24 protein-coding genes and 1 riboswitch are annotated in these 23,562 nt (G+C 62.4%); of the genes, 5 read left to right on the top strand and 19 right to left on the bottom strand.

Going from position 1 to position 23,562, the window contains the following annotated elements; genetic code table 11:
- Positions 1-31: 31 nt before the first annotated feature.
- On the bottom strand, positions 32-679 hold the full coding sequence (locus AKG11_RS25835; protein WP_197032852.1) for a TetR/AcrR family transcriptional regulator: 648 nt from the start codon (positions 677-679) through the stop codon (positions 32-34).
- A gap of 86 nt (positions 680-765) precedes the next feature.
- On the opposite strand from AKG11_RS25835, the gene AKG11_RS25830 reads away from it, so the two are divergent.
- Entirely contained in the window at positions 766-1,770 is a 1,005-nt protein-coding gene (locus tag AKG11_RS25830) for a saccharopine dehydrogenase family protein (protein WP_050745999.1), read from the top strand.
- 11 nt (positions 1,771-1,781) lie between these two features.
- The gene (locus AKG11_RS25825) at positions 1,782-2,792 is read left to right on the top strand and encodes a saccharopine dehydrogenase family protein (RefSeq protein ID WP_050745998.1); all 1,011 of its coding nucleotides are present in this window, start codon (positions 1,782-1,784) and stop codon (positions 2,790-2,792) included.
- Positions 2,793-2,872: 80 nt separating this feature from the next.
- Here AKG11_RS25825 and AKG11_RS25820 read toward each other — a convergent pair whose 3' ends face one another.
- From AKG11_RS25820 to AKG11_RS25780, 9 genes are all read right to left on the bottom strand, one after another.
- Positions 2,873-5,380 carry a heavy metal translocating P-type ATPase gene (locus AKG11_RS25820; RefSeq protein WP_082342656.1) on the bottom strand — a complete coding sequence of 836 codons (2,508 nt, stop codon included), beginning with the start codon at positions 5,378-5,380 and terminating at the stop codon, positions 2,873-2,875.
- Between the two features lie 143 nt (positions 5,381-5,523).
- Positions 5,524-5,868, bottom strand: coding sequence for a RidA family protein (locus AKG11_RS25815; protein ID WP_050745997.1), 345 nt, complete (start codon positions 5,866-5,868; stop codon positions 5,524-5,526).
- A gap of 19 nt (positions 5,869-5,887) precedes the next feature.
- Positions 5,888-7,354 carry an FAD-dependent oxidoreductase gene (locus tag AKG11_RS25810; protein ID WP_050745996.1) on the bottom strand — a complete coding sequence of 489 codons (1,467 nt, stop codon included), beginning with the start codon at positions 7,352-7,354 and terminating at the stop codon, positions 5,888-5,890.
- Complete coding sequence (locus tag AKG11_RS25805; RefSeq protein WP_050745995.1) at positions 7,351-7,653, bottom strand: (2Fe-2S)-binding protein; 303 nt, start codon at positions 7,651-7,653, stop codon at positions 7,351-7,353. The genes AKG11_RS25810 and AKG11_RS25805 overlap by 4 nt, the downstream gene beginning before the upstream one ends.
- Positions 7,637-8,758, bottom strand: a complete 1,122-nt coding sequence (locus tag AKG11_RS25800) for an NAD(P)/FAD-dependent oxidoreductase (RefSeq protein WP_050745994.1) — start codon at positions 8,756-8,758, stop codon at positions 7,637-7,639. The genes AKG11_RS25805 and AKG11_RS25800 overlap by 17 nt, the downstream gene beginning before the upstream one ends.
- A gap of 154 nt (positions 8,759-8,912) precedes the next feature.
- On the bottom strand, positions 8,913-9,737 hold the full coding sequence (locus AKG11_RS25795; RefSeq protein ID WP_050745993.1) for a lysine/arginine/ornithine ABC transporter substrate-binding protein: 825 nt from the start codon (positions 9,735-9,737) through the stop codon (positions 8,913-8,915).
- Between the two features lie 27 nt (positions 9,738-9,764).
- Entirely contained in the window at positions 9,765-10,547 is a 783-nt protein-coding gene (locus AKG11_RS25790; protein ID WP_050745992.1) for an ABC transporter ATP-binding protein, read from the bottom strand.
- Positions 10,544-11,263: an ABC transporter permease gene (locus tag AKG11_RS25785; RefSeq protein WP_050745991.1), complete on the bottom strand. Its 720-nt coding sequence runs from the start codon at positions 11,261-11,263 to the stop codon at positions 10,544-10,546. Before AKG11_RS25785 ends, AKG11_RS25790 begins: the two co-directional genes overlap by 4 nt.
- Positions 11,260-11,955, bottom strand: a complete 696-nt coding sequence (locus AKG11_RS25780; protein ID WP_037404843.1) for an ABC transporter permease — start codon at positions 11,953-11,955, stop codon at positions 11,260-11,262. Before AKG11_RS25780 ends, AKG11_RS25785 begins: the two co-directional genes overlap by 4 nt.
- 153 nt (positions 11,956-12,108) lie before the next feature.
- On the opposite strand from AKG11_RS25780, the gene AKG11_RS25775 reads away from it, so the two are divergent.
- Entirely contained in the window at positions 12,109-13,020 is a 912-nt protein-coding gene (locus tag AKG11_RS25775; RefSeq protein ID WP_050745990.1) for a LysR substrate-binding domain-containing protein, read from the top strand.
- A 58-nt stretch (positions 13,021-13,078) separates the two neighbouring features.
- Here AKG11_RS25775 and nrdF read toward each other — a convergent pair whose 3' ends face one another.
- From nrdF to nrdH, 4 genes are read right to left on the bottom strand one after another with little or no spacing between them, the layout of a single operon-like run.
- The gene (gene nrdF, locus AKG11_RS25770; RefSeq protein ID WP_050745989.1) at positions 13,079-14,068 is read right to left on the bottom strand and encodes a class 1b ribonucleoside-diphosphate reductase subunit beta; all 990 of its coding nucleotides are present in this window, start codon (positions 14,066-14,068) and stop codon (positions 13,079-13,081) included.
- 14 nt (positions 14,069-14,082) lie between these two features.
- Positions 14,083-16,239: a class 1b ribonucleoside-diphosphate reductase subunit alpha gene (nrdE, locus tag AKG11_RS25765; protein ID WP_050745988.1), complete on the bottom strand. Its 2,157-nt coding sequence runs from the start codon at positions 16,237-16,239 to the stop codon at positions 14,083-14,085.
- The gene (gene nrdI, locus AKG11_RS25760; RefSeq protein ID WP_050745987.1) at positions 16,227-16,622 is read right to left on the bottom strand and encodes a class Ib ribonucleoside-diphosphate reductase assembly flavoprotein NrdI; all 396 of its coding nucleotides are present in this window, start codon (positions 16,620-16,622) and stop codon (positions 16,227-16,229) included. Before nrdI ends, nrdE begins: the two co-directional genes overlap by 13 nt.
- A 10-nt stretch (positions 16,623-16,632) precedes the next feature.
- A complete protein-coding gene (nrdH, locus tag AKG11_RS25755; RefSeq protein WP_050745986.1) occupies positions 16,633-16,854 on the bottom strand; it encodes a glutaredoxin-like protein NrdH in 222 nt (73 codons plus the stop codon).
- Positions 16,855-17,106: 252 nt separating this feature from the next.
- Positions 17,107-17,325, bottom strand: a riboswitch (cobalamin riboswitch).
- 216 nt (positions 17,326-17,541) lie between these two features.
- Here nrdH and AKG11_RS25750 point away from each other — a divergent pair.
- Both AKG11_RS25750 and AKG11_RS25745 read left to right on the top strand, forming a co-directional pair.
- A complete protein-coding gene (locus AKG11_RS25750) occupies positions 17,542-17,745 on the top strand; it encodes a cold-shock protein (RefSeq protein WP_024269913.1) in 204 nt (67 codons plus the stop codon).
- A 96-nt stretch (positions 17,746-17,841) separates the two neighbouring features.
- The gene (locus AKG11_RS25745) at positions 17,842-19,053 is read left to right on the top strand and encodes an MFS transporter (protein ID WP_050746051.1); all 1,212 of its coding nucleotides are present in this window, start codon (positions 17,842-17,844) and stop codon (positions 19,051-19,053) included.
- An 88-nt stretch (positions 19,054-19,141) separates the two neighbouring features.
- On the opposite strand, the gene cls is transcribed toward AKG11_RS25745, so the two are convergent.
- The 5 genes from cls to AKG11_RS25720 all read right to left on the bottom strand — a co-directional run bounded on the left by cls (position 19,142) and on the right by AKG11_RS25720 (position 23,533).
- Positions 19,142-20,563 carry a cardiolipin synthase gene (gene cls, locus AKG11_RS25740; protein ID WP_050745985.1) on the bottom strand — a complete coding sequence of 474 codons (1,422 nt, stop codon included), beginning with the start codon at positions 20,561-20,563 and terminating at the stop codon, positions 19,142-19,144.
- Entirely contained in the window at positions 20,560-20,943 is a 384-nt protein-coding gene (locus AKG11_RS25735; protein WP_156334137.1) for a hypothetical protein, read from the bottom strand. The genes cls and AKG11_RS25735 overlap by 4 nt, the downstream gene beginning before the upstream one ends.
- 85 nt (positions 20,944-21,028) lie before the next feature.
- Complete coding sequence (locus tag AKG11_RS25730; protein ID WP_050745983.1) at positions 21,029-21,628, bottom strand: Maf family protein; 600 nt, start codon at positions 21,626-21,628, stop codon at positions 21,029-21,031.
- A gap of 59 nt (positions 21,629-21,687) precedes the next feature.
- A complete protein-coding gene (locus tag AKG11_RS25725) occupies positions 21,688-22,488 on the bottom strand; it encodes a family 1 encapsulin nanocompartment shell protein (protein WP_050745982.1) in 801 nt (266 codons plus the stop codon).
- A complete protein-coding gene (locus AKG11_RS25720; protein ID WP_050745981.1) occupies positions 22,481-23,533 on the bottom strand; it encodes a Dyp-type peroxidase in 1,053 nt (350 codons plus the stop codon). Before AKG11_RS25720 ends, AKG11_RS25725 begins: the two co-directional genes overlap by 8 nt.
- Positions 23,534-23,562 lie beyond the last annotated feature (29 nt).

Here is a 23,562-nt window from a genome sequence, read left to right as displayed (position 1 = left end):
TGTCGCACGTGCAGAGGGCCTTTCCGGCATATCAACCCGGTTCGATACCGATCAGCAACAAGGCAGACAGGTTTTCGATGGCCGCGGCCTGGCTCATCCGGCCGCGCGTCATCGCGAGAGACAGCGCCTCCGCAGCGCCGACAATGCCGATACAACGCTGCTGGAGCGCCTCGTGGGAAAGTCGCGAGAACGGGGCCAGAGCGTCTGCAAAAATGCCGACGCAGTTGTCCATCAGTTCCTGCTGGACTGCCCCCATCTGCGGGTCCCCCATCAAGGCCGCCGAAATCGCATGGCCTTCCGACCCCGAAGCCGAATGGCAGGTCATGTAGGCGTTCGCGATAAGGCGTACAGTTTCGGTTAGCTGCCCGCCCGCCCTCGACAGGCTTTCCTGCAGCACCTTGACCTGTTGCTGGTCGATCCGCCGGTACAACGCGACAAGCAGACCTGACCGGGTCTCGAAATGCTCGTAGGTTATCGGCTTGCTGACCCCCGCCCTCTCGGCAAGAACGCTCAGTGTCAGGGCATCAGCTCCCAATTCGCGCACGATATCGAACGCGTTTTCAATCAGTTGCTCGCGGCGCGCTTCCTTCGTGAGGCGGCGCTTCGCCTCGCTCTTCTCGTTTGCTGTCACGCCGATCATCTTTTTCAGAACGCCCCCTTGACGGAACCAATGGCGCATACCCAACTTACCAATCGTAAGTTACGGATAGTAGCTTATCAGGTGCAACATCCACCTGCAAGATATCGTCAAAGAGGATAGGAAACATGCCACAGACACAACGACCCGTGCTCCTGATCGGAGGATCCGGCATCGTCGGCCTCGAGGCTGCCAGAGAACTGCGCCGCCGATATCCGGACCTGCCCATCACCATCGGTGGCCGCGATATCGGCCGGGCGCAGAAGGCCGTCGCCGAGATCGGCAACGCCACCGCGACGGCCGTAGATCTTTCGCGTTCAGACCTCGGCCTTGCCCATGCCACCTTCGGCGCGATCGCGATCTTCGTGAAGGACCAAACCCTCAATTCCCTGCGATACGCTCTCGACCACAAGATCCCGTATATCGATATTTCCACCGGCGCCTTCGAGATCGGCCCTGAAGCGGCTCTCTTCATCCATCATCCCGACCGTGCACCCGTCCTTCTGGCAAGCCAGTGGCTGGCCGGCGCCGCTGTCTTTCCGACCTTGCAGGCCGCATCCCGATACGAAAGCATCACCTCGATCCGCATCGGCGCAGTCTTCGACGAACAGGATATGGGCGGCCCGGCGGCAGCAGCCGACTACGATCGTCTGACCTCGGCCGCTCCGGCCTCGTTGACCGTTCACCAGGGCAAGGATCTCTGGCTGACAGCAGAGCAGGGACGAACCACGGTGACGAGCGTCGACGGCGTGCCCCTCGACGCTCGGGCCTATTCTCCGTTCGACGTCCTGAGCCTGCGGGCCGCTACGAACGCCGAATCGATCCGTTTCGACTTCGCCTACGGCCAGTCGGCCAGCCGCCGTCGCGGAGAGAGTTACTCGACCGAAATCATCATCGACATTGTCGGGCGCGCCAAGGACGGCACGGAAACATCCTCGCACATCGAGATCGTGCATCCACGCGGCCAGGCACCGCTGACCGCGCTGGGTGTCGTTCTGGGCCTCGAGGCCTTGCTCGGCCTGCGCGCGAATGCACCGGCTGCGGGGCTGTACCTGCCGGAACTGCTGATCGATCCGAGCTACTTCGTCGGTGAAATGATGGCAATCGGCGCCCGCTTCGACGTGGCCCGCTAAGGAGGATCGACATGACCGATACAATCAATTCCTCCGTCCTGATCCTCGGCGCGACGGGAAGCCTCGGCTCCCGCACCACCAGGATGCTGCGCAAGCTCCATCCGGATCTATCCATCACGATTGGCGCTCGCGACATGGAAAAGGCGGCAGCGCTCGCTTCCGAGGTCGGGAACGCCACGATCGCCAGACTGGACATCACCGCATCCGATCTCGGTCTTGATCCCAGCGCCCGCTACAGCATCGTCGTGACAGCGCTGAGGGACCACTCGCTCAACACATTGCGCTACGCTCAGGCCCGAGGCATTCCCTATATCGCCCTTTCGGACGGCGTGTTCGAGCTCGGCCCGATCGTCGCCCACCACGCCTACCATCCGCAGGCCTCCCCCATCCTCCTGCTCGGACACAGCAACGGCGGCTCTCCAACCCTGGCGGCGCTGCATTTCGCTCGTGATTTCGAAACCGTCGAGGCCGTGGAAATCGCGATCCTCTTCGACCCCGGCGATCCCTTCGGTGCGGTATCGGGCAAGGATCTGGAGCGGATCGAGAAGATCGGTCCGCTGCCGCTGGTCAAGGAAGACGGGCAGTGGCAATGGGCGCGTGCACCGCTGTCCGGGCGGTTCATCACAAGCGTCGATGGTTCTCCGCACGCTGCGCAGGCCGCGGGCCTGCAGGATGTTCTCAGCCTTGGCACTGCGACGCGCGCAGCCCGTGTCCGGATCGACCTTGCGATGGGACTGGTCGCGTCGAGCAAGGAGGGCCGCGGACCGTCCAACGAGGTGATCATCGAGATTACGGGCACGCAGAAGAACGGCACATCCGGCCGCTTCCGCTATGAACTGATCGATCCCGAAGGCTACGCGGCCATGAGTGCACGCGGCGCGGCCGTCGCAATCGAAACCCTGCTTGGTCTTGCAGGCCGGGATCGCCCTGAAAAGGGCCTGTTCCTGCCCGAGACGCTCGTGGATCCGGCTCATCTCGTCAAGCGTCTGGAAGGCTACGGCGTCACAGTCCGCGCCGCATGAACCATGGATTAGTCGCGGCATGCTTGTGTGCCGCGGCCCTCCTCCCCGCTCTGTCGTCCGGCACGGGGAAAAGCCATGGTTCAGAGCTTGATCGCCCGCAGCCGCAGCGCGTTGCCGATGACCGATACCGAGGACAGGCTCATCGCAGCGGCTGCGAGCATCGGCGAGAGAAGTGTGCCCAGCACGGGGTAGAGGACGCCAGCGGCAACAGGAACGCCCAGCACATTGTAGACGAAGGCGAAGAACAGGTTTTCCTTGATGTTGCGAATGGTACCCTGGGCGAGCTTGCGGGCGCGCACGATCCCGCCAAGGTCCCCTTTGACCAGCGTGATGCCGGCGCTTTCCATGGCAACATCGGCGCCGGTGCCCATGGCGATACCGACATCGGCCGCGGCAAGGGCCGGCGCATCGTTGACACCGTCGCCGGCCATGGCGACACCCTGCCCCTTGGCGCAAAGCTCGTCGACCAGCGCCTTCTTGCTTTCGGGGAGCATGTCGGCCCGGACCTCATCAATGCCAAGCTTTTGAGCAACTGCCCTGGCGGTGCGGACATTGTCGCCCGTGGCCATGATGATGCGCAGGCCAAGGGCGTGCAGCTCGCGGATGGCGGCGGCAGCCGAGGCCTTGATGGGGTCGGCAACGGCGACCAGGCCAGCCCGCCGGCCATCGAGAGCAACGAACATCGCTGTCTTTCCCTCCTCACGCAACGCATCGGCACGGGCGGTAAGATCGCCGAAATCGATGCCGAGGTCGGCCATGAGGGCCGCGTTGCCGAGCGCAACCCTGCGGTCGCTGACGGCACCTGTAACACCCTTGCCGGTAATCGATTGGAAATGATGGACGTCAGGGGCTGGAACGCCGCGCGCTGCCGCGCCCTCGACAATGGCCTCGGCCAACGGGTGCTCGGAGCCTTTTTCAAGCCCGGCGGCGAGCGACAGCAGGTCGGCTTCTTCGACGCCTACAGCGGTGATCACATCGGTGAGCGTCGGCCGCCCTTCCGTCAGCGTACCGGTCTTGTCGACGATGAGCGTGTCGACGCGGGCGAAGCGCTCCAGCGCCTCGGCGTCCTTGATGAGCACCCCGGCCTGGGCACCGCGCCCGGTGGCGGTCATCACCGACATGGGTGTGGCGAGGCCGAGGGCGCAGGGGCAGGCGATAATGAGCACAGAGACCGCCGAGACGATGGCGAACACCATGCTCGGCTCGGGTCCGACAAGCGCCCAGACGATGAAGGCAGCGACGGCGATGAGCACCACGGCCGGGACGAAATAGAAAGAGACCCGGTCAGCCAGCCCCTGGATGGGCGCACGGCTGCGCTGGGCCTTTGCGACCATGTCGACGATCTGCGACAGAACGGTCTCGCTGCCGACGCGCTCCGCGCGCATGACAAGCGATCCGTTCTTGTTGAGTGTGCCGCCCGTGAGCCTGTCACCCTCGGTCTTCTCGACAGGAACGGGCTCGCCGGTGATCATCGATTCATCGACGGAGGAACGTCCCTCCAGCACCAGACCGTCAACCGGAATGCTGTCGCCCGGACGGATGCGCAGGCGGTCGCCACCGACAACGGCATCAAGCGGCACTTCGCTTTCGGAACCGTCACCGGCAATGCGACGGGCAGTCTTTGGCGCAAGATCGAGCAGCGCGCGGATCGCCGAGCCGGTGCGCTCGCGTGCCCGAAGTTCGAGCACCTGGCCGAGGAAGACCAGAGCGACGATGACGCTGGCCGCCTCGAAATAGACCGGTACCGAACCGCCATGGCCACGGAACTGGTTGGGGAACAGGTCGGGAAAGAGGGTTGCGACCACAGAATAGAGATAGGCCGCGCCGACGCCCAGCGCGATCAGCGTCCACATATTGGGGCTGCGGTTGCGGAACGAATCCAGCCCCCTGTGGAAGAACGGCAATGCCGCCCACAGTACGACCGGTGTCGCCAGGGCAAGCTCAAGCCAGGCGGCCAGCGGCTCGCCGATCCAGTCGCGAACCGGCAGGCCGACCATTGGCCCCATGGCGATAACAAGAAGCGGGATGGAGAGGATTGCACTGACGCGGAAGCGGCGGGTGAAGTCGATCAGCTCGGGATTAGGACCGTCATCGGCGCCCGGCATAACCGGTTCGAGTGCCATGCCGCAGATCGGGCAGGAACCAGGCGTGTCCCTGACGATCTCGGGATGCATCGGGCAGGTATATTGCGTGCCCTTTGGCATGGCCTGCGCCGCGGGCGTACCGGACAGATATCGTGCCGGCTCGGCAGTGAACTTGCCCTCACAGGCTGGCGAACAGAAGTAATAGCCACGCCCCTCATGTTTGAGGAAATGTCGGGCCGTGTCGCAGGCGACATCCATGCCGCAAACGGGATCCTTGGCACTGACGTAGATGTCGGGCGCCGCCTTGAACTTGTCGCGGCAGGCGCTGCTGCAGAAATGATAGCGGTGGCCGGCATGGTCGAGCATCGGCTTGCCCGCAGCGGGATCGACGATCATGCCGCAGACCGGGTCGCGCAGAGCCGTCCCGCTATCCGCATGCGCCTCGGCTGCCGGCACGAGCGATGTGTGGCGCTCGTGATCGTGGTGGATATGATCGTTGCTCATGTCGCAGGCTCCGCACTTCACGTCACCCGAGCCTAAAGGTTCCCGCAAGGGGAAGGTCAACACCCCGGTCCCGCCGAGCGCATCGATGAAACCGTCTGACAGCGCTGGCAGACGGTTTCATCTGGACTGAGAGGTCTGTATTTCTACTTATACGCAGAAACCACGATTTCGATCATCGTATCGCCGCCAAGGTCAGCAACACCGACCGTTGCGCGGGTCGGCAAGGTTTCCGGCGACAGCCATTCCTTCCAGACTGCATCCATTTCCGGCTTCTTGCCGAGATCGGTGACGAAGATGCTGGCTGAGAGCAGCCTTGTCTTGTCGGTACCCGCCTCGGCCAGGTAGCGGTCCAGCTTCGCGAGGATCTCACGGGTCTGGCCGGCCATATCAAGGCTCTCGTCGTCGCAGGTCGTGCCACCGACGTGGATGATACCGTTGTGCTCGACTACTCTGTGCATGATCGGCGTTCGCAGAAATCGTTGGACCATTTTCGATACCTTTCGTGGTTCAGTGTCCGGAATGACCACCCGTCACGGCGTAAACCGCTTCGGATGTATGGGGGAGTGCGGCGATCTCGCAGAGCGGCACGGGCTTGACCGGCGGGCGAAGGCGATAGGTGCCGACATCGGCAGGGGGGCGCTGCTGTGCATCGGCGAGCAGCTCCGTGACGGTCGCAGCACACATGCGGCCCTGACACGGCCCCATGCCACAGCGCAGCATAGTCTTCAGCTGGTTCGGCCCTGCGACGCCGCGCGCAGCGGCCTCTCGGACGGCCCCGACGGAAACCTCTTCACATCGGCAGGCGACGATGTCGTCGGCTTGCGGCGCCCGAAATGCCAGGGCCGGTTGATAGGCAAGGTCGATAAAGTCCCGTCCGCGCAGCGCCTTTTTTCGCGACCGAACAATGTGGCGCAACGCCTCGGACGATTGCCTGCCCAGAATCTCCTGTGCTGCTGCGATCCCAGCGATCCGGCCGTCAAGCGCCGCAACGACGGCGCCTCCGATGCCGCTGCCGTCGCCCGCGATGAAAATCGCAGATTTACTGCTGCGCCCTTCCTCGTCCACGACCGGCGCAAAACACATCTGCCGATCCTTCCAGACCAGCGCACAGCCCGCGGCATTCGCCAGATTGGTATGGGGAATGACGCCCTGATGGAGAAAAATGCTCCCTGCCCGCAGCGACACCGTCTTGCCGCCGGTCACGAAGGTCACGCCGTCTGCCCGGTCGGTACCGTTGATTTCCAGCGCCGTCACGGCACGGAACACCTGGAGCGCCCGTCTTACCCGAAGCATCAGACCAAGGCCCTTCCACGCATAGGGGGATGCAAAAAAGGAGAGAACATGCGGGGCGGCGCGAAGCCAGTTGCGGCGCGGCGTGGTTTCGAGGATCGCATCGATTGCGCCGCCGGCCGCAAGCACCTGGTCCGCATAGAGATAAAGCAGCGGGCCGCTGCCGGCGAGAACGACCGGCCCTTGCGGCAGAAGAGCGGAGGCTTTGAGGGCGATCTGCGCGGCGCCGACGGACATGACGCCCGGCAATGTCCAGCCCCGGACCGGCATAGGCCGTTCCGTTGCGCCCGTTGCAAGGATCACGCGCCTTGCGAAAACGATCCGGCTGCGGCCGGCCACGGAAACCCGCAGCTCGGCCATCGCTTCCCCACCCTCTTCCTGTTGCTCCAGGCTCCAGACCATGGCGGAAGGCACATAGGTGGCTGTCGCCGTGGAAAAGGCCTCCCAAAGGGCGGCCCCGTGCGCATAATCACTTCCGAGATACGGGCGCTTGGTACGCGTGTTTCTTTCGATGGCGCGATAGATCTGCCCACCCGCCTCGGCATTCTCGTCGAACACCACAACCGCAAGGCCCAGCCTTGCGCATTCGCTCGCCGCCGTCATACCAGCGGGGCCGGCGCCGACGATCGCGATGTCGTAGCGGACGGCAAGGGCGTCGGCATTGCGGAGTGTCGTCAGCGTCATCGATCGTTTCCTTCTGTCGTCCGCGCACCGCGTTGCAAGGCAACCGTCATTCCATCACGGACGGGAACCATGCAGGCTTGGCGGTTCTGCACGCCATCGATCGTCACCAGGCATTCGAAGCAGACGCCCATCAGGCAATAGGGTGCACGCGGCTGGTCGTTGACCACGCTACGCCGCAGCGTGGTCATGCCTGCGCCAAGAAGCGCGGCCGCGACGCTTGCCGTGGCATCGACCTCGATTTTGCTGCCATCGATGACGATGGTCACGTGGTCCTTCGGGGGTTCAATGCGCCGGAACATGAAACCTCCCGCCGGGAAAGAGGCCATCGGCCAGCACGGGGTTTCGGGAAGCGATCGCATCGGCGACAAGATGGGCGTGGTTCGGGGCCAGCGTCACGCCGGAATGGCACATGACCAGACAGGCCCCAGGATGGGTGGGCGAGCACTCGTAGATCGGCAATCCGTCAGGCGTCTTCACCCGGAAGCCGGACCAACTGCGCAGAACATTCACCGCCGCCAGCTGCGGAAAGGTGCGGATCGCCCTGTCGGCAAGCACGCTGCTGATATCCTGGTCGGTGGCGATCGAGCGGGTGTCGGCCTCCTGGCTGTCGCCGATCATCACCCCACCCTCATCGGCCTGTCGCAGGGTGGTCGATGTATAAGGAAAGAAGGGTGCGCATTTCTCGGTCACCAGGATCTGCCCCTTGCTCTGGAGGGTTGGGGCCGAAAGCCCTACCATCGGCGCAAGCCGCGTGTTGCCGTTTCCGGCCGCGAGCACAACCCGGCCGGCACGGGCCTCGCCCCAGGTTCCCTTGAGGAGGAACCCGCCTGCATCAGGAACGATCTCGGTCACATCGCAGTGCGCTCGGTAACCTGCGCCGAGATTGAGCATGCCGACATGCAGCGCTTGCAGGAGGCGAAGGGAGTTCACGTCCCCGTCGAGCGGCGAGTAGATGGCACCGATGACATCCCTGCCGATCGCAGGCAGCATGCGCGCGGTCTCGACATGGTCGAGCACGGCGTGGTCGGGTGCATCCGTGCCTAGCGCTTCGGCCACGCAACGGACCTCCTCCGTCCACGTCGCCATCTCACTTTCGGCAAGCGCGAAAGTGAAGCCGCCCCTCTGTCGAAGGCCGACATCGATCCCTGACGTCTCCATCAGATCGGCCGAGAACGTCGACCATCGGCGAGCGGCCGCGATCGTCCAGCGGGCATAGTGCGGAGCGCCCACACCCTTGCCCTGAACCCAGACCAGCGCGAAATTCGCTCGTGACGCACGGTGCGACAGATCCTCTCCGTCGAGAACAAGCGGCGCCAGCCCTCTGCGCGCCAGCCCCCATGCGATGGCCGCGCCGACAAGGCCGCCTCCGACGACGACGATTTCCTGATCCGGTAAGGTCCGCATACCCGCAGTCTGTGCTGTTGAAAGGGAAAGGAGAGCGCCCGCCCGCAAGGCGGGATGGGCGCCAGAACATTTTCGCTTTTTTCGATTTGCAAAAATGCGCCTGTTTTTTCACAGCAAAACCGCTTCGCGCTTTTGCTGGAATTGCGCTGCGACGTCAGTCCTGCGGGCTGACGTCGAGCTTGAACCACTTTTCGGACAGGGTCTTGATCGTACCGTCTGCGCGGGCGGCCGTGATCGCAGCGTCGAAATCCGCCTTCAGCGCAGCATCTTCCTTGCGCAGGCCAATCCCGATCATGCCGAAGACCTTACCGGAGAACAGCGGGCCGGCGAGCTTCGTGCCTGCCATGTCTTCCTTCTCCATCGCCGCAGCGAGCACCGTCGCATTGGCGACCACGGCATCGAGGCGGCTGCTGACGAGGTCGAAATTATGCTCTTCCGTCGTCTTGTATTCCCGGACATCGGCGCCCTTGAAGTATTGTTCCATGAAGGAGGAGGCGGTCGTCGAGCCTTGCACGCCGACCGTCTTGCCCTCGATCAGCTTGGAGATCTCCTCGAGAACGGGCTTGGCGGCGTCCGAATCCACCGAAAGCGGCTTGCCGGCCATCGGCAGGTTGGCGAGATCACTGTCACCGAGCACGGCGAAGGAGTTGATCGCTGCCGCATAGGGGGTCGAAAACGCGATAACCTCCTCGCGCTTCGGCGTGACGCTCATGCCGGCCATGATCGCATCGTACTTGCCGGCGGTCAGCGAAGGGATGATCCCGTCCCAGTTCTGGGCGACGATCTCGCATTCACGGTTCATCCGCTTGCACAGGTCATTGGCCAGGTCGATCTCGAAACCTTCCAGCGTGCCGTTCGGGCCGGAGAAGTTCCAGGGCGCGTAGGCCCCCTCGGTCGCAATGCGGATCTTGTCCGCCGCATGGACGGGCTGCAGCGACACGGCGAAGGCCACCGCCGAGAGAAGAAGGGTCAGTTTCATGGGTTCACCTCTTGTTGTTCTCCGGTCTCAATGGGCGTGCGTCGAAATGAACTGCCGGAAACGTTCACTGCGAGGATGGGTGAAGACGTCCGCAGGCGTGCCGTCCTCCTCGATGTAACCCTTGTGAAGAAAGACGACCCGGCTGGAGACGTCGCGGGCAAAGCCCATCTCATGGGTGACGACGAGCATCGTGCGGCCCTCTGCGGCCAGGTCCCGCATGACCTTGAGGACCTCTGCGACCAGTTCGGGATCGAGCGCGGAGGTCGGCTCGTCGAACAGCATGATTTTCGGGTGCATCGCGAGTGCCCGGCCGATGGCCGCCCGCTGCTGCTGGCCACCGGAAAGATGGGCCGGATAGGCATGGCGCTTGTCCGCGATGCCGACGCGCTCCAGAAGCGCCTCTGCCTCGGCGATGCATGCCTTGCGATCTCGCCCCTGGACGTGGACGGGAGCTTCGATCAGGTTTTCAAGGATTGTCAGGTGGGACCAGAGATTGAAGGACTGGAACACCATCGTCGCCTGGGAGCGGAGCCTTTGAAGCTGGCGCCGGTCGATTACGCGTGCCGACTGGTTGGGGCGCTGATCCAGTCTGTAGGCCTCGCCAAAGATCGAGACCGTGCCGGCATTCGGCACTTCCAGCATGTTGACGCAGCGCAGCAGCGTCGATTTTCCGGAACCGGACGCACCGAGGATGGAAACGACCTCCCCGGGCTGCGCCGTGAGGGAAATGTCATGCAGGACCTTGAGCGGGCCGTAGCACTTCTCCAGGCGTGCGATTTCCACGGCCGGGATGCGGGTCTGATCTGTCATGCCTGTTCTCCGGTCGCGACGACAAAGGGACGCTGGTCACAGGAAAGCCGGTGCTCGACAAACCGGAGCAACCGCGTGATGGAAAAGTTCAGAAGAAGGTAGATCGCGCCGGCGCAGACGAAGATCTCGACCGGCCGGTAGCTGGCCGAGATCAGCTTGGCGGCGATGCCGGTGACTTCCATCATCGTGATGGTCGAGGCGAGCGCCGTCGACTTCACGACGAGGATCAGTTCGTTCGAATAGGCTGGCAGCATCAGGCGAAGAGCCTGCGGCGCGATGATCCGGCGCAAAAGCGTGAGCCGGCCCATGCCATAGGCCTTCGCGGCCTCGATCTGCCCGAGCGGCACGGCGATGACGCCCCCGCGAATGATCTCGGCGCTATAGGCGGCCGTATTCAGACAGAGCGCCAGCGCGGCACACCAGTAGGGTTCGCGCAGGAACGGCCAGGCGACACTCTTGCGCAGCTCCGGAAACTGGCTGAGCCCGTAATAGATGATGTAGAGCTGGACGAGGAGTGGCGTGCCGCGGAAGACGAAGATATAGCCCCGCGCGAGACCATCGAGCACCCGGTTGCCGGAGAGGCGGAAGCCCGCCAGAAGCATGGCAAGAAGCGCGCCCGAGGCGACCGAGAGCGCGGTCAGTTGCAGCGTGAGCGGAATGCCGCGACACAGGGCAAGGAAACTCTCGGCGAGGAAGGGAATATCAAAGAGGTTCATGATGCCCTCCGGATGCCGCGCATCGCACGGGCTTCGGCGCGCCGGAAGACAGCACCGGAAACAAGGCTGATCAGCAGGTAGAGCACGCCGGCCGTCAGGAAGAAGGTGAACGGCTTGCGGGTCGAGCCGGCGCCGATCTGCGCCTGACGCATGAGCTCGACCAGACCGACGACGGAAATAAGGGCCGATTCCTTCAAAACCAGCTGCCAGACATTGCCAAGTCCGGGGATCGCAAACCGGGCTGCCTGCGGCAGGATGATGCGCTGGAAGCGGAGGAATGCACCCATCCCATAGGCCTTGGCCGCCTCGATCTCGCCGCGCGACAGCGCGAGCACCGCACCGCGAAAGACTTCCGCCTGATAGGCGCCGGACACGACGCCGATCGCCATAGCCCCCGTCAGGAACACCGGCGCGCTTACGAAGCCTTCCGCACCGAACAGGTGGCCAAGCTGCGTTATGACGGCGCTGCCGCCGAAATAGAACAGATAGATGACGAGAAGATCGGGCACGCCGCGCAGCACGGTCGTATACCCGTCGGCAAGATAACGTAGCGAGGAAACCGGCGAGAGCGACGCGGCCGCCGAGAGCATGCCGAAAAGCGCTCCCAGCCCAAAACCGCAAAGGGCCACGGCAAGCGTGATAGCGGTGGCGCGAAGCATATCGAAGCCCCAGCCACCATCGGCAAATCCCATCAAATCGAAGTAAGCGCCCACGCGTCCACCTGGTCCGTTCCCTTGCGCCGATAGCGTGTCGGCGCGTTATGGGCTTGACTTTGGCAGGTGACGCTCCATACCGTCAAATTCGAAATTACGGGTAGAGAATAACCAAATATTATGGAGAGGCTCATGAACCTGCGGCAGGTCGAAGCGTTTCGCCTGGTCATGCTCACCGGCAAGATGACCGCGGCAGCGGAGCTCATGGCGATTACCCAGCCCGCGGTGAGCCGGCTGATCCGCGACTTCGAGCTCGACCTGAAGCTGCGGCTGTTCGAGCGGCGCGGCAACCAACTCGTCCCGACGCCCGAGGCCACCACGCTTCTGAGGGAGGTGGAGCGTGCCTATGTCGGGCTCAACCGCATCAAGGCCTTCGCCGAGGAGATCGGCCGCCAGAATGCCGGCATGCTGCGCATCGCCGTGATGCCCGCGCTCGCCAATGGCATCATGCCGCGCTACCTCGCACGCTTCCTGCGCGAGCGCCCGAACATTCATGTCTCCCTGAGCGGCATCCCCTCGACCATGGTCATCGAAGCCGTCGCTTCCGGCCAGGCCGATATCGGCTTCGCCGACGGCCCGCTCGACCGCCCCGGTTTCCTGACGGAATCCCGCCCCGTTGCGGCCGTGGTCGCCATGCCGCAGGGCCACAGACTTACCGCCCGATCCCGGATCGGGCCGGCAGACCTCGAAGGCGAGCACATGATCACGCTGGAACCGGGGACGTTGTTTGCCATGCGCGTGGAGGTCGCACTGGCGGGCATTCCGAGGGCTTCAACGATCGAGACACGCCTCTCCCACACCGCGCTGACGCTGGTGTCGGAAGGCGTCGGCATCACCATCATCGACCCCTCCTCCGCCACGGACTATCGAGGCAGAGGCGTCGTGGTCCGCCCCTTCACCGACTTCATCGATGCCGGCTTCCTGGCGATTCGCCGCAGCGACGCAACAGACAACCAGCTTGCGGAGCGCTTTATCGCAGGGTTCTGGGAATACCACGGAGCCCTGCTCGAGCAACTGAACGTCGAACCGGGGAAGATAGCCTGAGAGGTCTGGGTATCGGGGCCTTGAGCGGCTTGGCGGGAAAACCCTGCCGGATCCTCCTTTAGAAATCCCAGTCCTCATCTTCGGTGGCGACCGCCTTGCCGATGACGTAGGACGATCCGGAGCCGGAAAAGAAGTCGTGGTTCTCATCGGCATTCGGTGACAGCGCTGAGAGGATGGCCGGGTTCACCTTGCAGGCTTCCGGCGGAAAAAGTGCCTCGTATCCGAGGTTCATCAGGGCCTTGTTGGCGTTGTAGTGCAGGAACTTCTTCACATCCTCGGTGAGGCCGACGTCGTCATAGAGATCCTCGGTATATCGCGCCTCGTTGTCATAAAGTTCCAGGAGAAGATCAAAGGCGAAATCCTTGATCTCCTGCCGCTTTTCCATGCTCAGGCGCTCCAGTCCGCGCTGGAATTTGTAGCCGATGTAGTAACCGTGTACGGCCTCGTCACGGATGATGAGGCGGATCATGTCCGCCGTGTTGGTGAGCTTGGCGCGGCTCGACCAGTACATCGGAAGATAGAAGCCGGAATAGAACAGGAAACTTTCGAGCAAGACGCTGGCGACCTTCTTCTTCAAGGGGTCGCTCGTCGTATATTGTTCCATGATCAATGCGGATTTGCGTTGCAGGAACTCGTTTTCCTCCGACCAGCGATAGGCGTCATCGACGTCGGGCGTCAGGCAGAGCGTGGAGAAGATGGAGGAATAGGAGCGGGCATGTACAGCCTCCATGAAGGAAATGTTGGAAAGCACCGCCTCCTCATGCGGCGTGGCAGCATCCTCCATGAGCTTTACCGAACCGACACCGTTCTGGATTGTGTCGAGCAGCGTCAGACCGGTAAAGACGCGGATGGTGAGTTTCTGCTCTTGTGGCTTCAGCGTCGCCCAGGAGGGAATGTCGTTGGAGAGCGGCACCTTTTCCGGCAGCCAGAAATTGCCGGTCAGGCGGTTCCAGACCTCGAGGTCCTTGTCGTCCTCGATGCGGTTCCAGTTGATGGCGCGGATGGCGACGGCGGCCTTCGGCGCCTTGGTCTTCACTTGGATGTTCATTTGCTTCCCCGATCTCACAGCGCGCAGGAAACGCAGCCCTGCACTTCCGTGCCGGACAGCGCCATCTGGCGAAGGCGGATGTAGTAGATGGTCTTGATGCCTTTCTTCCAGGCGTAGATCTGCGCCCGGTTGATATCGCGGGTCGTCGCCGTGTCGCGGAAGAACAGCGTCAGCGACAGGCCCTGGTCGACATGCTGGGTCGCCGCCGCATAGGTGTCGATGATCTTCTCCGGGCCGATCTCGTAGGCGTCCTGGTAATAGTCGAGATTGTCGTTGGTCATGAAGGCGGCCGGGTAGTAGACGCGGCCGATCTTGCCTTCCTTGCGGATCTCTATCTTCGAGACGATCGGATGGATCGAGGACGTCGAGTGATTGATGTAGGAGATCGAGCCCGTCGGCGGCACGGCCTGGAGGTTCTGGTTGTAGAGGCCGCCGTCCATGACGGCCGCCTTCAGCTCAAGCCAGTCCTGCTGCGTGGGGATATGAATGCCCGCCTCTTCGAAAATGCCCCGCACCTTCTCCGTCACCGGCAACCATTCGGCTTCGGTATATTTGTCAAAGTATTCGCCCGAAGCGTATTTCGAGTTCTCGAATCCCTTGAAGCTAACGCCCTTTTCGACCGCCAGCCGGTTGGAGGCGCGGACGGCGTGATAGGTCACCGTGTAGAAATAGATGTTGGTGAAGTCGATGCCTTCCTCCGAGCCGTAGAAGATACGCTCGCGGGCGAGATAGCCGTGCAGGTTCATCTGGCCGAGGCCGATGGCGTGGCTATCGTCGTTACCCTTCTCGACCGAGGGGACCGAGGAGATGTGGCTCATCTCGGAGACGGCGGTCAGCGCACGGATCGAGGTTTCGATCGTTCGTCCGAAATCCGGCGAGTCCATCGCAGCAGCAATGTTGAGCGAGCCGAGATTGCACGAAATGTCCTTGCCCATCCTGGCATAGGAAAGGTCGTCGTTAAATTCGCTCGCCTCACTTACCTGCAGGATCTCCGAGCAAAGATTGCTCATGGTGATGCGGCCGGCGATGGGGTTCGCGCGGTTCACCGTGTCCTCGAACATGATGTAGGGATAGCCGCTCTCGAACTGGATCTCGGCAAGGATCTGGAAAAAGTCGCGGGCCTTGATCTTCTTCTTGCGGATGCGGCCGTCCTCGACCATCTCGCGGTACTTCTCCGTCACCGAAATCTCGGTGAAGGCCACGCCGTAAACGCGTTCGATGTCATGCGGCGAGAACAGATACATGTCATCGTTGTTGCGAGCGAGCTCGAAGGTGATGTCGGGGATAACGACGCCGAGCGACAGGGTCTTGATGCGGATCTTCTCATCGGCATTCTCGCGCTTGGTGTCGAGGAAACGCAGGATGTCGGGATGATGGGCATGGAGATAGACCGCCCCCGCCCCCTGCCGCGCACCGAGCTGGTTGGCATAGGAGAAACTGTCCTCCAGCAGCTTCATGACAGGGATGACGCCCGACGACTGGTTCTCGATCTGCTTGATCGGCGCGCCCATCTCGCGAAGGTTGGTGAGGGAGAGCGCGACACCGCCGCCCCGCTTGGAAAGCTGGAGCGCCGAATTGATCGAGCGGCCGATGCTTTCCATGTTGTCCTCGATGCGCAACAGGAAGCACGAGACGAGCTCGCCGCGCTGTTTCTTGCCGGCATTGAGGAAGGTCGGCGTTGCCGGCTGGAAACGGCCAGAAATGATCTCATCGACGAGATCGCGGGCAAGCTGCTCGCTGCCGCGCGCCAGCGTCATCGCCACCATGCAGACGCGGTCCTCGTAGCGCTCAAGGTAGCGCTTTCCGTCGAAGGTCTTCAGCGTATAGGACGTGTAGTACTTGAACGCGCCGAGGAAGGTCGGGAATCGGAACTTCTTGTCATAGGCGTGGTCGAAGAGATCGCGTACGAAGTTGAAGGAATACTGGTCGAGCACCTCCTGCTCGTAGTACCCTTCGGTCACCAGATAATCGAGCTTTTCCCTGAGATTGTGGAAGAAGACCGTGTTCTGGTTGACGTGCTGGAGGAAGTATTGCTTTGCCGCCTGCCGGTCCTTGTCGAGCTGGATTTTTCCATCCTCATCGTAAAGGTTCAGCATCGCGTTCAGCGCATGATAGTCCAGCGCGGTGATTTCCGGCGTCTTCGTCGGTTTCTCGAGCGTCATCGTGTCCAAAATCGTTCCAGTCCCTGTCTGACGTTGTCGACGTCCTCATCCATGCCGAGAAGCTCGAAGCGGTAGAGATACGGCACACCGCACTTGGCGGAGATGACGTCGCCGGCGAGCCCGAAGGTCGCCCCGAAATTGCTGTTGCCCGCGGCAATCACGCCGCGAAGGTTCGCGCGGTTTTCCGCATCATTGAGGAAGCGGATCACCTGCTTGGGAACGGCGCCTTTGCCATCCTGGCCGCAATAGGTCGGCACGACGAGGACGAAGGGCGCGCGCGCCCTCAGCGCCTCGTCGGCGCGAAGGGGAATGCGGGAGGCCGGGAGGCCGAGCTTTTGCACGAAGCAATGGGTGTTTTCCGACCGGGAGGAGAAATAGACGAGCTCACCCATCGCCCCGCCCTCAGGCCAGTGCGCTGATCATATCAGGGCGGAAACCGGCCCAATGCTGCTCACCGGCAACGACGACGGGAACCTGACGGTAGCCGAGGCCCTGCACGAGCGCGAAGGCATCTGCATTCTCGGAGATATCGACGACACTGTAATCGATGCCGTGGCGGTCGAGCGCGCGGGTGGTCGCTGAGCATTGAACGCAGGCGGGCTTGGAGTAAACGGTGATCGGCATGGTTTCCTCATATTCTGGCGATTGGGCATGGAGAGGCGTTCGGTCATCCGCCGATGACCGTTCGTGAACTGAAAATAGGATAGACGGCGGCCCTCAAGGACGGCCGGACGCGGGGCGCCGCTTACTCGCGCGGAGGCACTGGAAACAAATTCGACATGACTTCACCCCGAAGCTATTCATACGGAGCATCTGGGGAGACGGCGGGGCGGCATCATTCCACAACCCATCGCTCGCCTGCCGGACACCCCGCCCGTGGACGTTCATGAACGAGGCAGGTCTCCTGGCTTGCGGGTCGCGGCATCCGTCCGCCTTCCCAAGGCATTTGCGCCTCAGTGGCTTTGTCGAACGTATGCTCGCCGCTTACAGTTGCGGGGGCAGCTCCGGATTGACGCAGCCATCATGGCCACACCGGATTCCCGTCTTAGCCTCCGACTCTCTCGAATCGGAGGAACCTCGAACACTAAATATGGTATAGGACGCAATTCCGCCGTCAACAGTTAGCTCGATCGCTCGGTTGCGAAACGCAAGTTATCCCCATGACGGATGGCGAAAGCCCTTCGTCGCGAGCACTTTTCCAGGCCTAGATTTCCACAGACACCATTCCAGCGTGAATAAGCGGTTGCCGGACCAGCGTACGACGAATAAGCTCCTGCTGCGGCAAGGTGCCGCTCGATCACTGAGGATACCATGGCTACCGGAACGGTTAAGTTTTTCAATCAGGACAAGGGCTTCGGCTTCATCACCCCCGACAATGGCGGAGCAGACGTGTTTGTTCACATATCTGCGGTACAGTCCGGCGGCCCGCTGCGGGATGGCGCAAAGGTCAGCTACGACATCGGCCAGGATCGCAAGACCGGCAAATCGAAGGCTGAAAACGTTCAAACGCTCTAAGAGCGCGCGCTATTCGATGACGACCTCGGATGCGTATGGTTCATGGACGTCGCCACGGCGTTCGACCACCGCATCCGAACGGTCTCGAATGCAGATATGACCGTCGCCATCCGCACGCCCACGACGCAGCCGAGGACGCACCTCGCAGTTCTTGTGGTTTTGGGGCTAACCCATCTCCTCAACGATCTGATGCAGTCGCTGATTCCGGCTGCCTACCCAATCCTGAAGGATGCGTACGCGCTCGATTTCGTGCAAATCGGCCTGATCACCATGACCTTCCAGATTGCCGGATCGCTGCTGCAGCCGGTCATCGGCATGGTGACCGACAAGCACCCCGCACCCTATTCGCCTGTCGTGGGCATGATGTTCACCCTTTCCGGACTCGTGAGTCTCGCATTCGCCCACAGCTATGCGATAATTCTTGTCTCGGTGGCGCTGATCGGCATCGGATCATCCATATTCCACCCTGAGGCGACCCGTATGGCGCGCTATGCGGCCGGCGGCCGGCAGGGGTTGGCCCAGGGTCTCTTCCAGGTTGGCGGTCAGGCCGGAGGCGCGCTCGGCCCGGTCTTTGCAGCATTGATCATCGTGCCGTTGGGGCAGCCGAGCCTCGCCTGGTTCGCCGCCCTTGCCTTGCTCGCCATGACGCTTCTGGCCTGGATCGGCAGCAAACAGCGCCAGATCAGTGCCGAGTTCGCGGCAATGCGGATAGGTGTAAAGAAGGCGGGCGGAGCGGCACGCCATGCGCCCGCGACGATCGCCATCGGCCTCGTCGTCCTCACGGCACTCATGTTCACCAAGAACGCCTACGGCGAAAGCTTCAAGTCGTTCTACATCTTCTATCTCATGGAGAGGTTCGGCCTTTCCATCCCGGCCGCGCAGATGATGCTGTTCATCTTCCTGCTCGCCTCGGCCGTCGGCGCGCTTGTCGGCGGCATCGTCGGCGACCGCATCGGGCGCTACCGCATCATCTGGATCTCTGTCCTCGGGCCGCTTCCTCTGACACTGATGCTGCCTTATGCCGATCTGTTCTGGACGGGCGTGCTGACAGTGATGATCAACCTGATCATGGCCAGTGCCTTCGCATCGATCCTGATCTATGCAATCGAGCTGCTGCCACATCGCATCGGGTTGATCGGAGGACTGTTTTACGGCCTGAACTTCGGACTTGGCGGTATCGCCGCTGCCCTCCTCGGGATTCTCGCCGACCGCTATGGCGTCGAAACGGTCTATGCCATCTGCTCGTTCCTGCCGCTCGCAGGGCTCCTCGCCTGGTTCCTGCCGAAGATCGAGGAAGGCGGGGCCTAGCGACCTGAAGCGCTTGTCACAACCGCTCCGGAAACCGGGGGACGGCAATACCGCCGAAAGGGCAACGAGGCACACATCTCCACCGAGGCTATAAAACGGGTCCGACGATGGCGAGGCCGTTGTTCCTCAGGCGCTTCCAGACAGACCAGCGTCCCACCTCCTCCGGCAGGATCTGCCGGCATCGCTCGAGATAGGCCTCCTGCCGGGCGCGCAAGGTTGTTGTCAGGTCGACATCTTCGAGAAGGATGTTGTTCTCGTAGTTGAGATCGAAGCTGCGCCGGTCCATATTCGCCGAGCCGATCAGCGAGATGGCGCCATCCATGGTCAGGGTCTTGGCATGGAGCAGCCCGGCCTCGTATTCGAAAATCGTCACGCCTGCTTGGAGAAGGTCGAGATAATAGCTGCGGCTTGCCGCCGCAACGGCGAAGTCATCATTGCGCGCGGGAAAGATGATGGTCGTCTCGACACCCCGGTTGGCGCAGGCGCAAAGTGCGGCCTGCATGGCAGCATCCGGTACGTAGTAGGGTGTCGTTACGAAGAGCGAACGCTTTGCGGCATAGATCAAGGTCTCGAACATTTCCGGCATCGCGGAATTTCGGAATGTGGGGCCGGTGGCGACCACCTGGGCGGTAAAACCAGGTTTCGTATCCACCATCTGCTGGCGTAGGAGGTGCCCGATGTCGCCGCCGCCATTGCCCATCCAGTCGCTGGCGAAAAGATGCTGGTTCTGCCGTACCACCGGCCCTTCGAAACGCATCAGCACATCGACCCAGGGCGCGAATCTTGCTTTGGGCAGGAATTCGGGATCAGCGCAGTTCTGACTGCCGCAATAGGTGATGCGGTTGTCGATGACGGCGATCTTGCGGTGGTTGCGCAAGTCGATGCGGCCAGTGAGGGCGCGCAAAAGCGGATTGCCGATCACCAACGCCCGGCGGACCTCTACACCCGCTCCCGCCATATCGCGCCAGAGCGGGCCACGCACGAGCGCACGTGAGCCAAGATCATCGACGAGAACGCGACAGGCGACCCCGCGACGCGCCGCCCTTTGCACCGCCTCAGCGACCGCCGTGCCGTTACGGTCGGCGAGCCAGATGTAGAAGAGAAGGTGGACATGGTCGACCGCCGCATCGATATCCGCGACCAACGCTCTGATGGCGGCATCCGAGTCCTCCATCAGTCGGGCGCTGTTGCCTCCGGTTGGCGCATAGCCGCTGATCGAGCGCCCGACGGCAAAGAGCGCGGCGTGCTGGTTCTGCACCTGTGACGCCGACGGCCAGCCCGGCGCCGTCTCCGGAGGCGGCAGCTTACGGAAGGCGGCCTTCAGTCGCTCCACCCGCCTGCGACCGACATTCGTCTGCCCGACGAGAAGATAGACCAGCGCGCCGACATACGGGAGCAGCAGCACAAGGACGAGCCAGGCAGCACGCGATTCCGGTTGCCGATGCGGTCGCAAGAGGATGTGAACGGCCGCCGCCGCCACAACCACGATGTGCAAGACCATGAACATCATGCGGCGGAACCATAAAGGAGATCAAGCGCGGCGAGCACGATCAGAAAATAGGTCCCGTTGCCGTCGACATCCTCCTCCTCGGAAAGATCGAACCGCGCCCAGAGGTCGTCACGGTTCCCGGCTTTGTATTCGCTGATCACCGTTTCAGCGATGGCACGAATTTTCGGAAACTGCGCCGGATCGAAATGCAGGCCCTCTCCATCGACGAACAGGCCCTGCTCCTGCAGAAAACCTGCCATCGGCATCGATGTTTCACTGAGATAAAAGAGAAGATCGTTCGCATTCAACGGCTGGTCTTGCGATTGGGGAACGAGCCCAACCTGTTCGACGAGCCTGCGCGCCGAGGATTGCATGTCGCGACTGAGGCGTTCGGATGTCACAACTGTCATTGAGATTCTCTCTCGCAAACGGCGCGGCAAGGGATTGGTGCCAGGGACTGGCCGCTCCGAATCGCACCGGGCTGCTTCAAAAATCGACGGCGCCGATCCGACGCAGTTCGGCAAGCAAGGGCAGCATCGGAACCCCGGCGGCGGTGAGGAAGTCGCCCTCGATCCTATCGACGAGCTGGATCCCCTCTCCGTCGACCCGGCAGAGATTGGCGCTCTGCAGCCCATCCGCGCCGACTTGCGCCATGTAACGGCCGATAAAGCCGGGATCGAGCTTCAACAGTGTGATGCTCGCGACACCAGCATGGCGCCACAGCACCTGGCCATCCCGGGCCAACACGACGGCCACATGGATCTGGTGCGTCTTGCCGGAAAGCAGGAGAAGGCGGCGTCGTGCTTCCTCCATGTTCGCAGGCACATGCAAGATCTCGTCATCCAGCGAGAAGACTTGTTCGCAACCGAGGAAGAGGAGGCCTGGTTGCCGTCCGCTTGCCTCCGTCGCCTTGGCCTCCGCCAGAACGAGGGCGACATCCTCGGCTGATGCGCCTGTTTCTTCCAGTGGCGCCTCCAGTGCACGATCATCGACATCGGCTGCCATGACATCAACGGTGATCCCCGCATTGCCGAGCAACCGTCTGGCGAAAGTGTTTTCCGATGCCAGGAAAAAGGGCTTGTTCATTTCCAGGTCTCCCGTTTGTTGTCGTATTCCTGCCCGCCAGCGGGACGCTTATCGTTGCGTTACTCCGGCGAGAGCACCACGGCGGCCTCTGTTGTCAGCGTGCGGAAGGTAAAGCTCTCCTGGACGTAGAGATCGACGGTGATGGCGGAGTGGTTGAGATAGCCGATCGAGAAGTCCTGCCCGACGGTCAATTCGAAATCGCCGCCGCGCAGCGACAGGACAAGCCCACCTTCGATGGCCGGTGCCCAGATGATCCCTCCGTCGGCGATCCGCTCGATATGGTGGAAGACCGGGTAGCCGTCGTCGCTGCCACCGCTTGCAGCCATATAGGCATCACCACCGAGAACGAGCGCGTAAGGGCCTTCCACACCGGCAAGGCGAAGCTGGCCGACCGCCCGCGCCACCGCATCGGAATAGCGCTTCACGTTCGTGGGAAGTGGCTCGGCGGGATTGCTTGCGGCGGCGCGAATCCCCTCGATATCGGCGGCAGCGTAGCCGTCGAACACGGCCCGGTCCTCGGCATGGGCGATTTTGCGCATGGCTTCCTTGACGGGCGACCAGTCGCTGTCGAGCGCGCCGCGCTCCACATCGTCGATGGCGCTGCGCGAGAGCTGAAAGGGGACACGAAGCTCGACCAGCGCCTTGACCTCGCGCTTCACCGACTGCACGCCTTCGGCCGGTGGCGTGACCGGCTCGACATGACCCGTGCCGACCGCCGAGAGGCCAAGCCCGGAAGGACCAACCATGTCGACAACCCGGCGGGCGGCGAGATGGCGCTTCAGCGTGCGTGTCGCCTCTTCCTCGATTGCGGCCCAGGCGGCCTCGGAAACCGGCGCAAGTTCACGGTGCAGGTTATTCATGGGAAGCCCCTTTCCTGAGAGAGCCGATGCCGAGCGATCCATCGCGGCGGGACGGTGGTTGATCCGCTTCCAGCTGTACCTCAGCAGCAGGCACGGGTGCGGCATCTGGTGTCACCGCATCGAGGAACGAAGCGGAGGGAATGAAGAACAGCGTGCCCGTGACGGCACGGCTGAAATCGAGCAGCCTGTCGTAGTTGCCGGGTGGACGGCCGATGAACATGTTCTCCAGCATCATCTCGACCCGCCGCGGCGAGCGCGCATACCCGATGAAGTAGGTGCCGAACTCGCCCTTGCCGACATCACCGAAGGGCATGTTGTCGCGCAGGATTTCCAAGGGCTCGCCGTTCTCCTCGATCGACGTGAGAACATTGTGGGCATAGCTCGGCTTGGCGTCATCATCGAGCTCGATATCGGAGAGCTTCTCGCGGCCGATGATCCTTTCCTGATCGGCCACCGGCACGCGGTTCCACGCGGCGAGATCATGCAGATACTTCTGCACGATCACGTAGCTTCCACCGGCAAAATCCGGGTCTTCCGCACCAATGATGGTGGCGACGACGGCAGCCGCGTCAACAGGATTTTCCGTGCCGTCGACGAAACCTATAAGGTCGCGGTCGTCGAAATAGCTGAAGCCGTGAACCTCGTCCTCCGGGGCGACGAAGCCCTTCAGCCGGTTCATCACTTGAGTTGCCAGTTCAAAACAGAGATCCATGCGTGTGGCGCGGATATGAAAGAGCAGGTCGCCGGGCGTGGCTACGGCATGATGCCGTCCACGGATTTCACGAAAGGGATGCAGATCTTTCGGACGAGGTGCACCGAACAGCCGGTCCCAGGCATCCGAGCCGATGCCGAGCACACAGGAAAGCCCGCCTTCAAGGTCACGAAAGCCAACGGCGCGCAGAAGGCCCGAGAGATCGGCGCAGAGCTTGCGCACGGCGCTTTCGGCCTCACGGCCCGGTTCGAGGGTCACGACAAGAAAGATTGCTGCCTTTGTCAGGCGCGTGGCGACCGGTTGCGGGACGACGGAGGAAAGGACTGCATCCATACGGAATCCATTCGGCAAGGGCTGAAGAC

The sequence above is a fragment of the Shinella sp. SUS2 genome (assembly GCF_001262505.1).
Lineage (GTDB): Bacteria > Pseudomonadota > Alphaproteobacteria > Rhizobiales > Rhizobiaceae > Shinella.
This window is presented reverse-complemented; position numbering and strand designations above follow the sequence as displayed.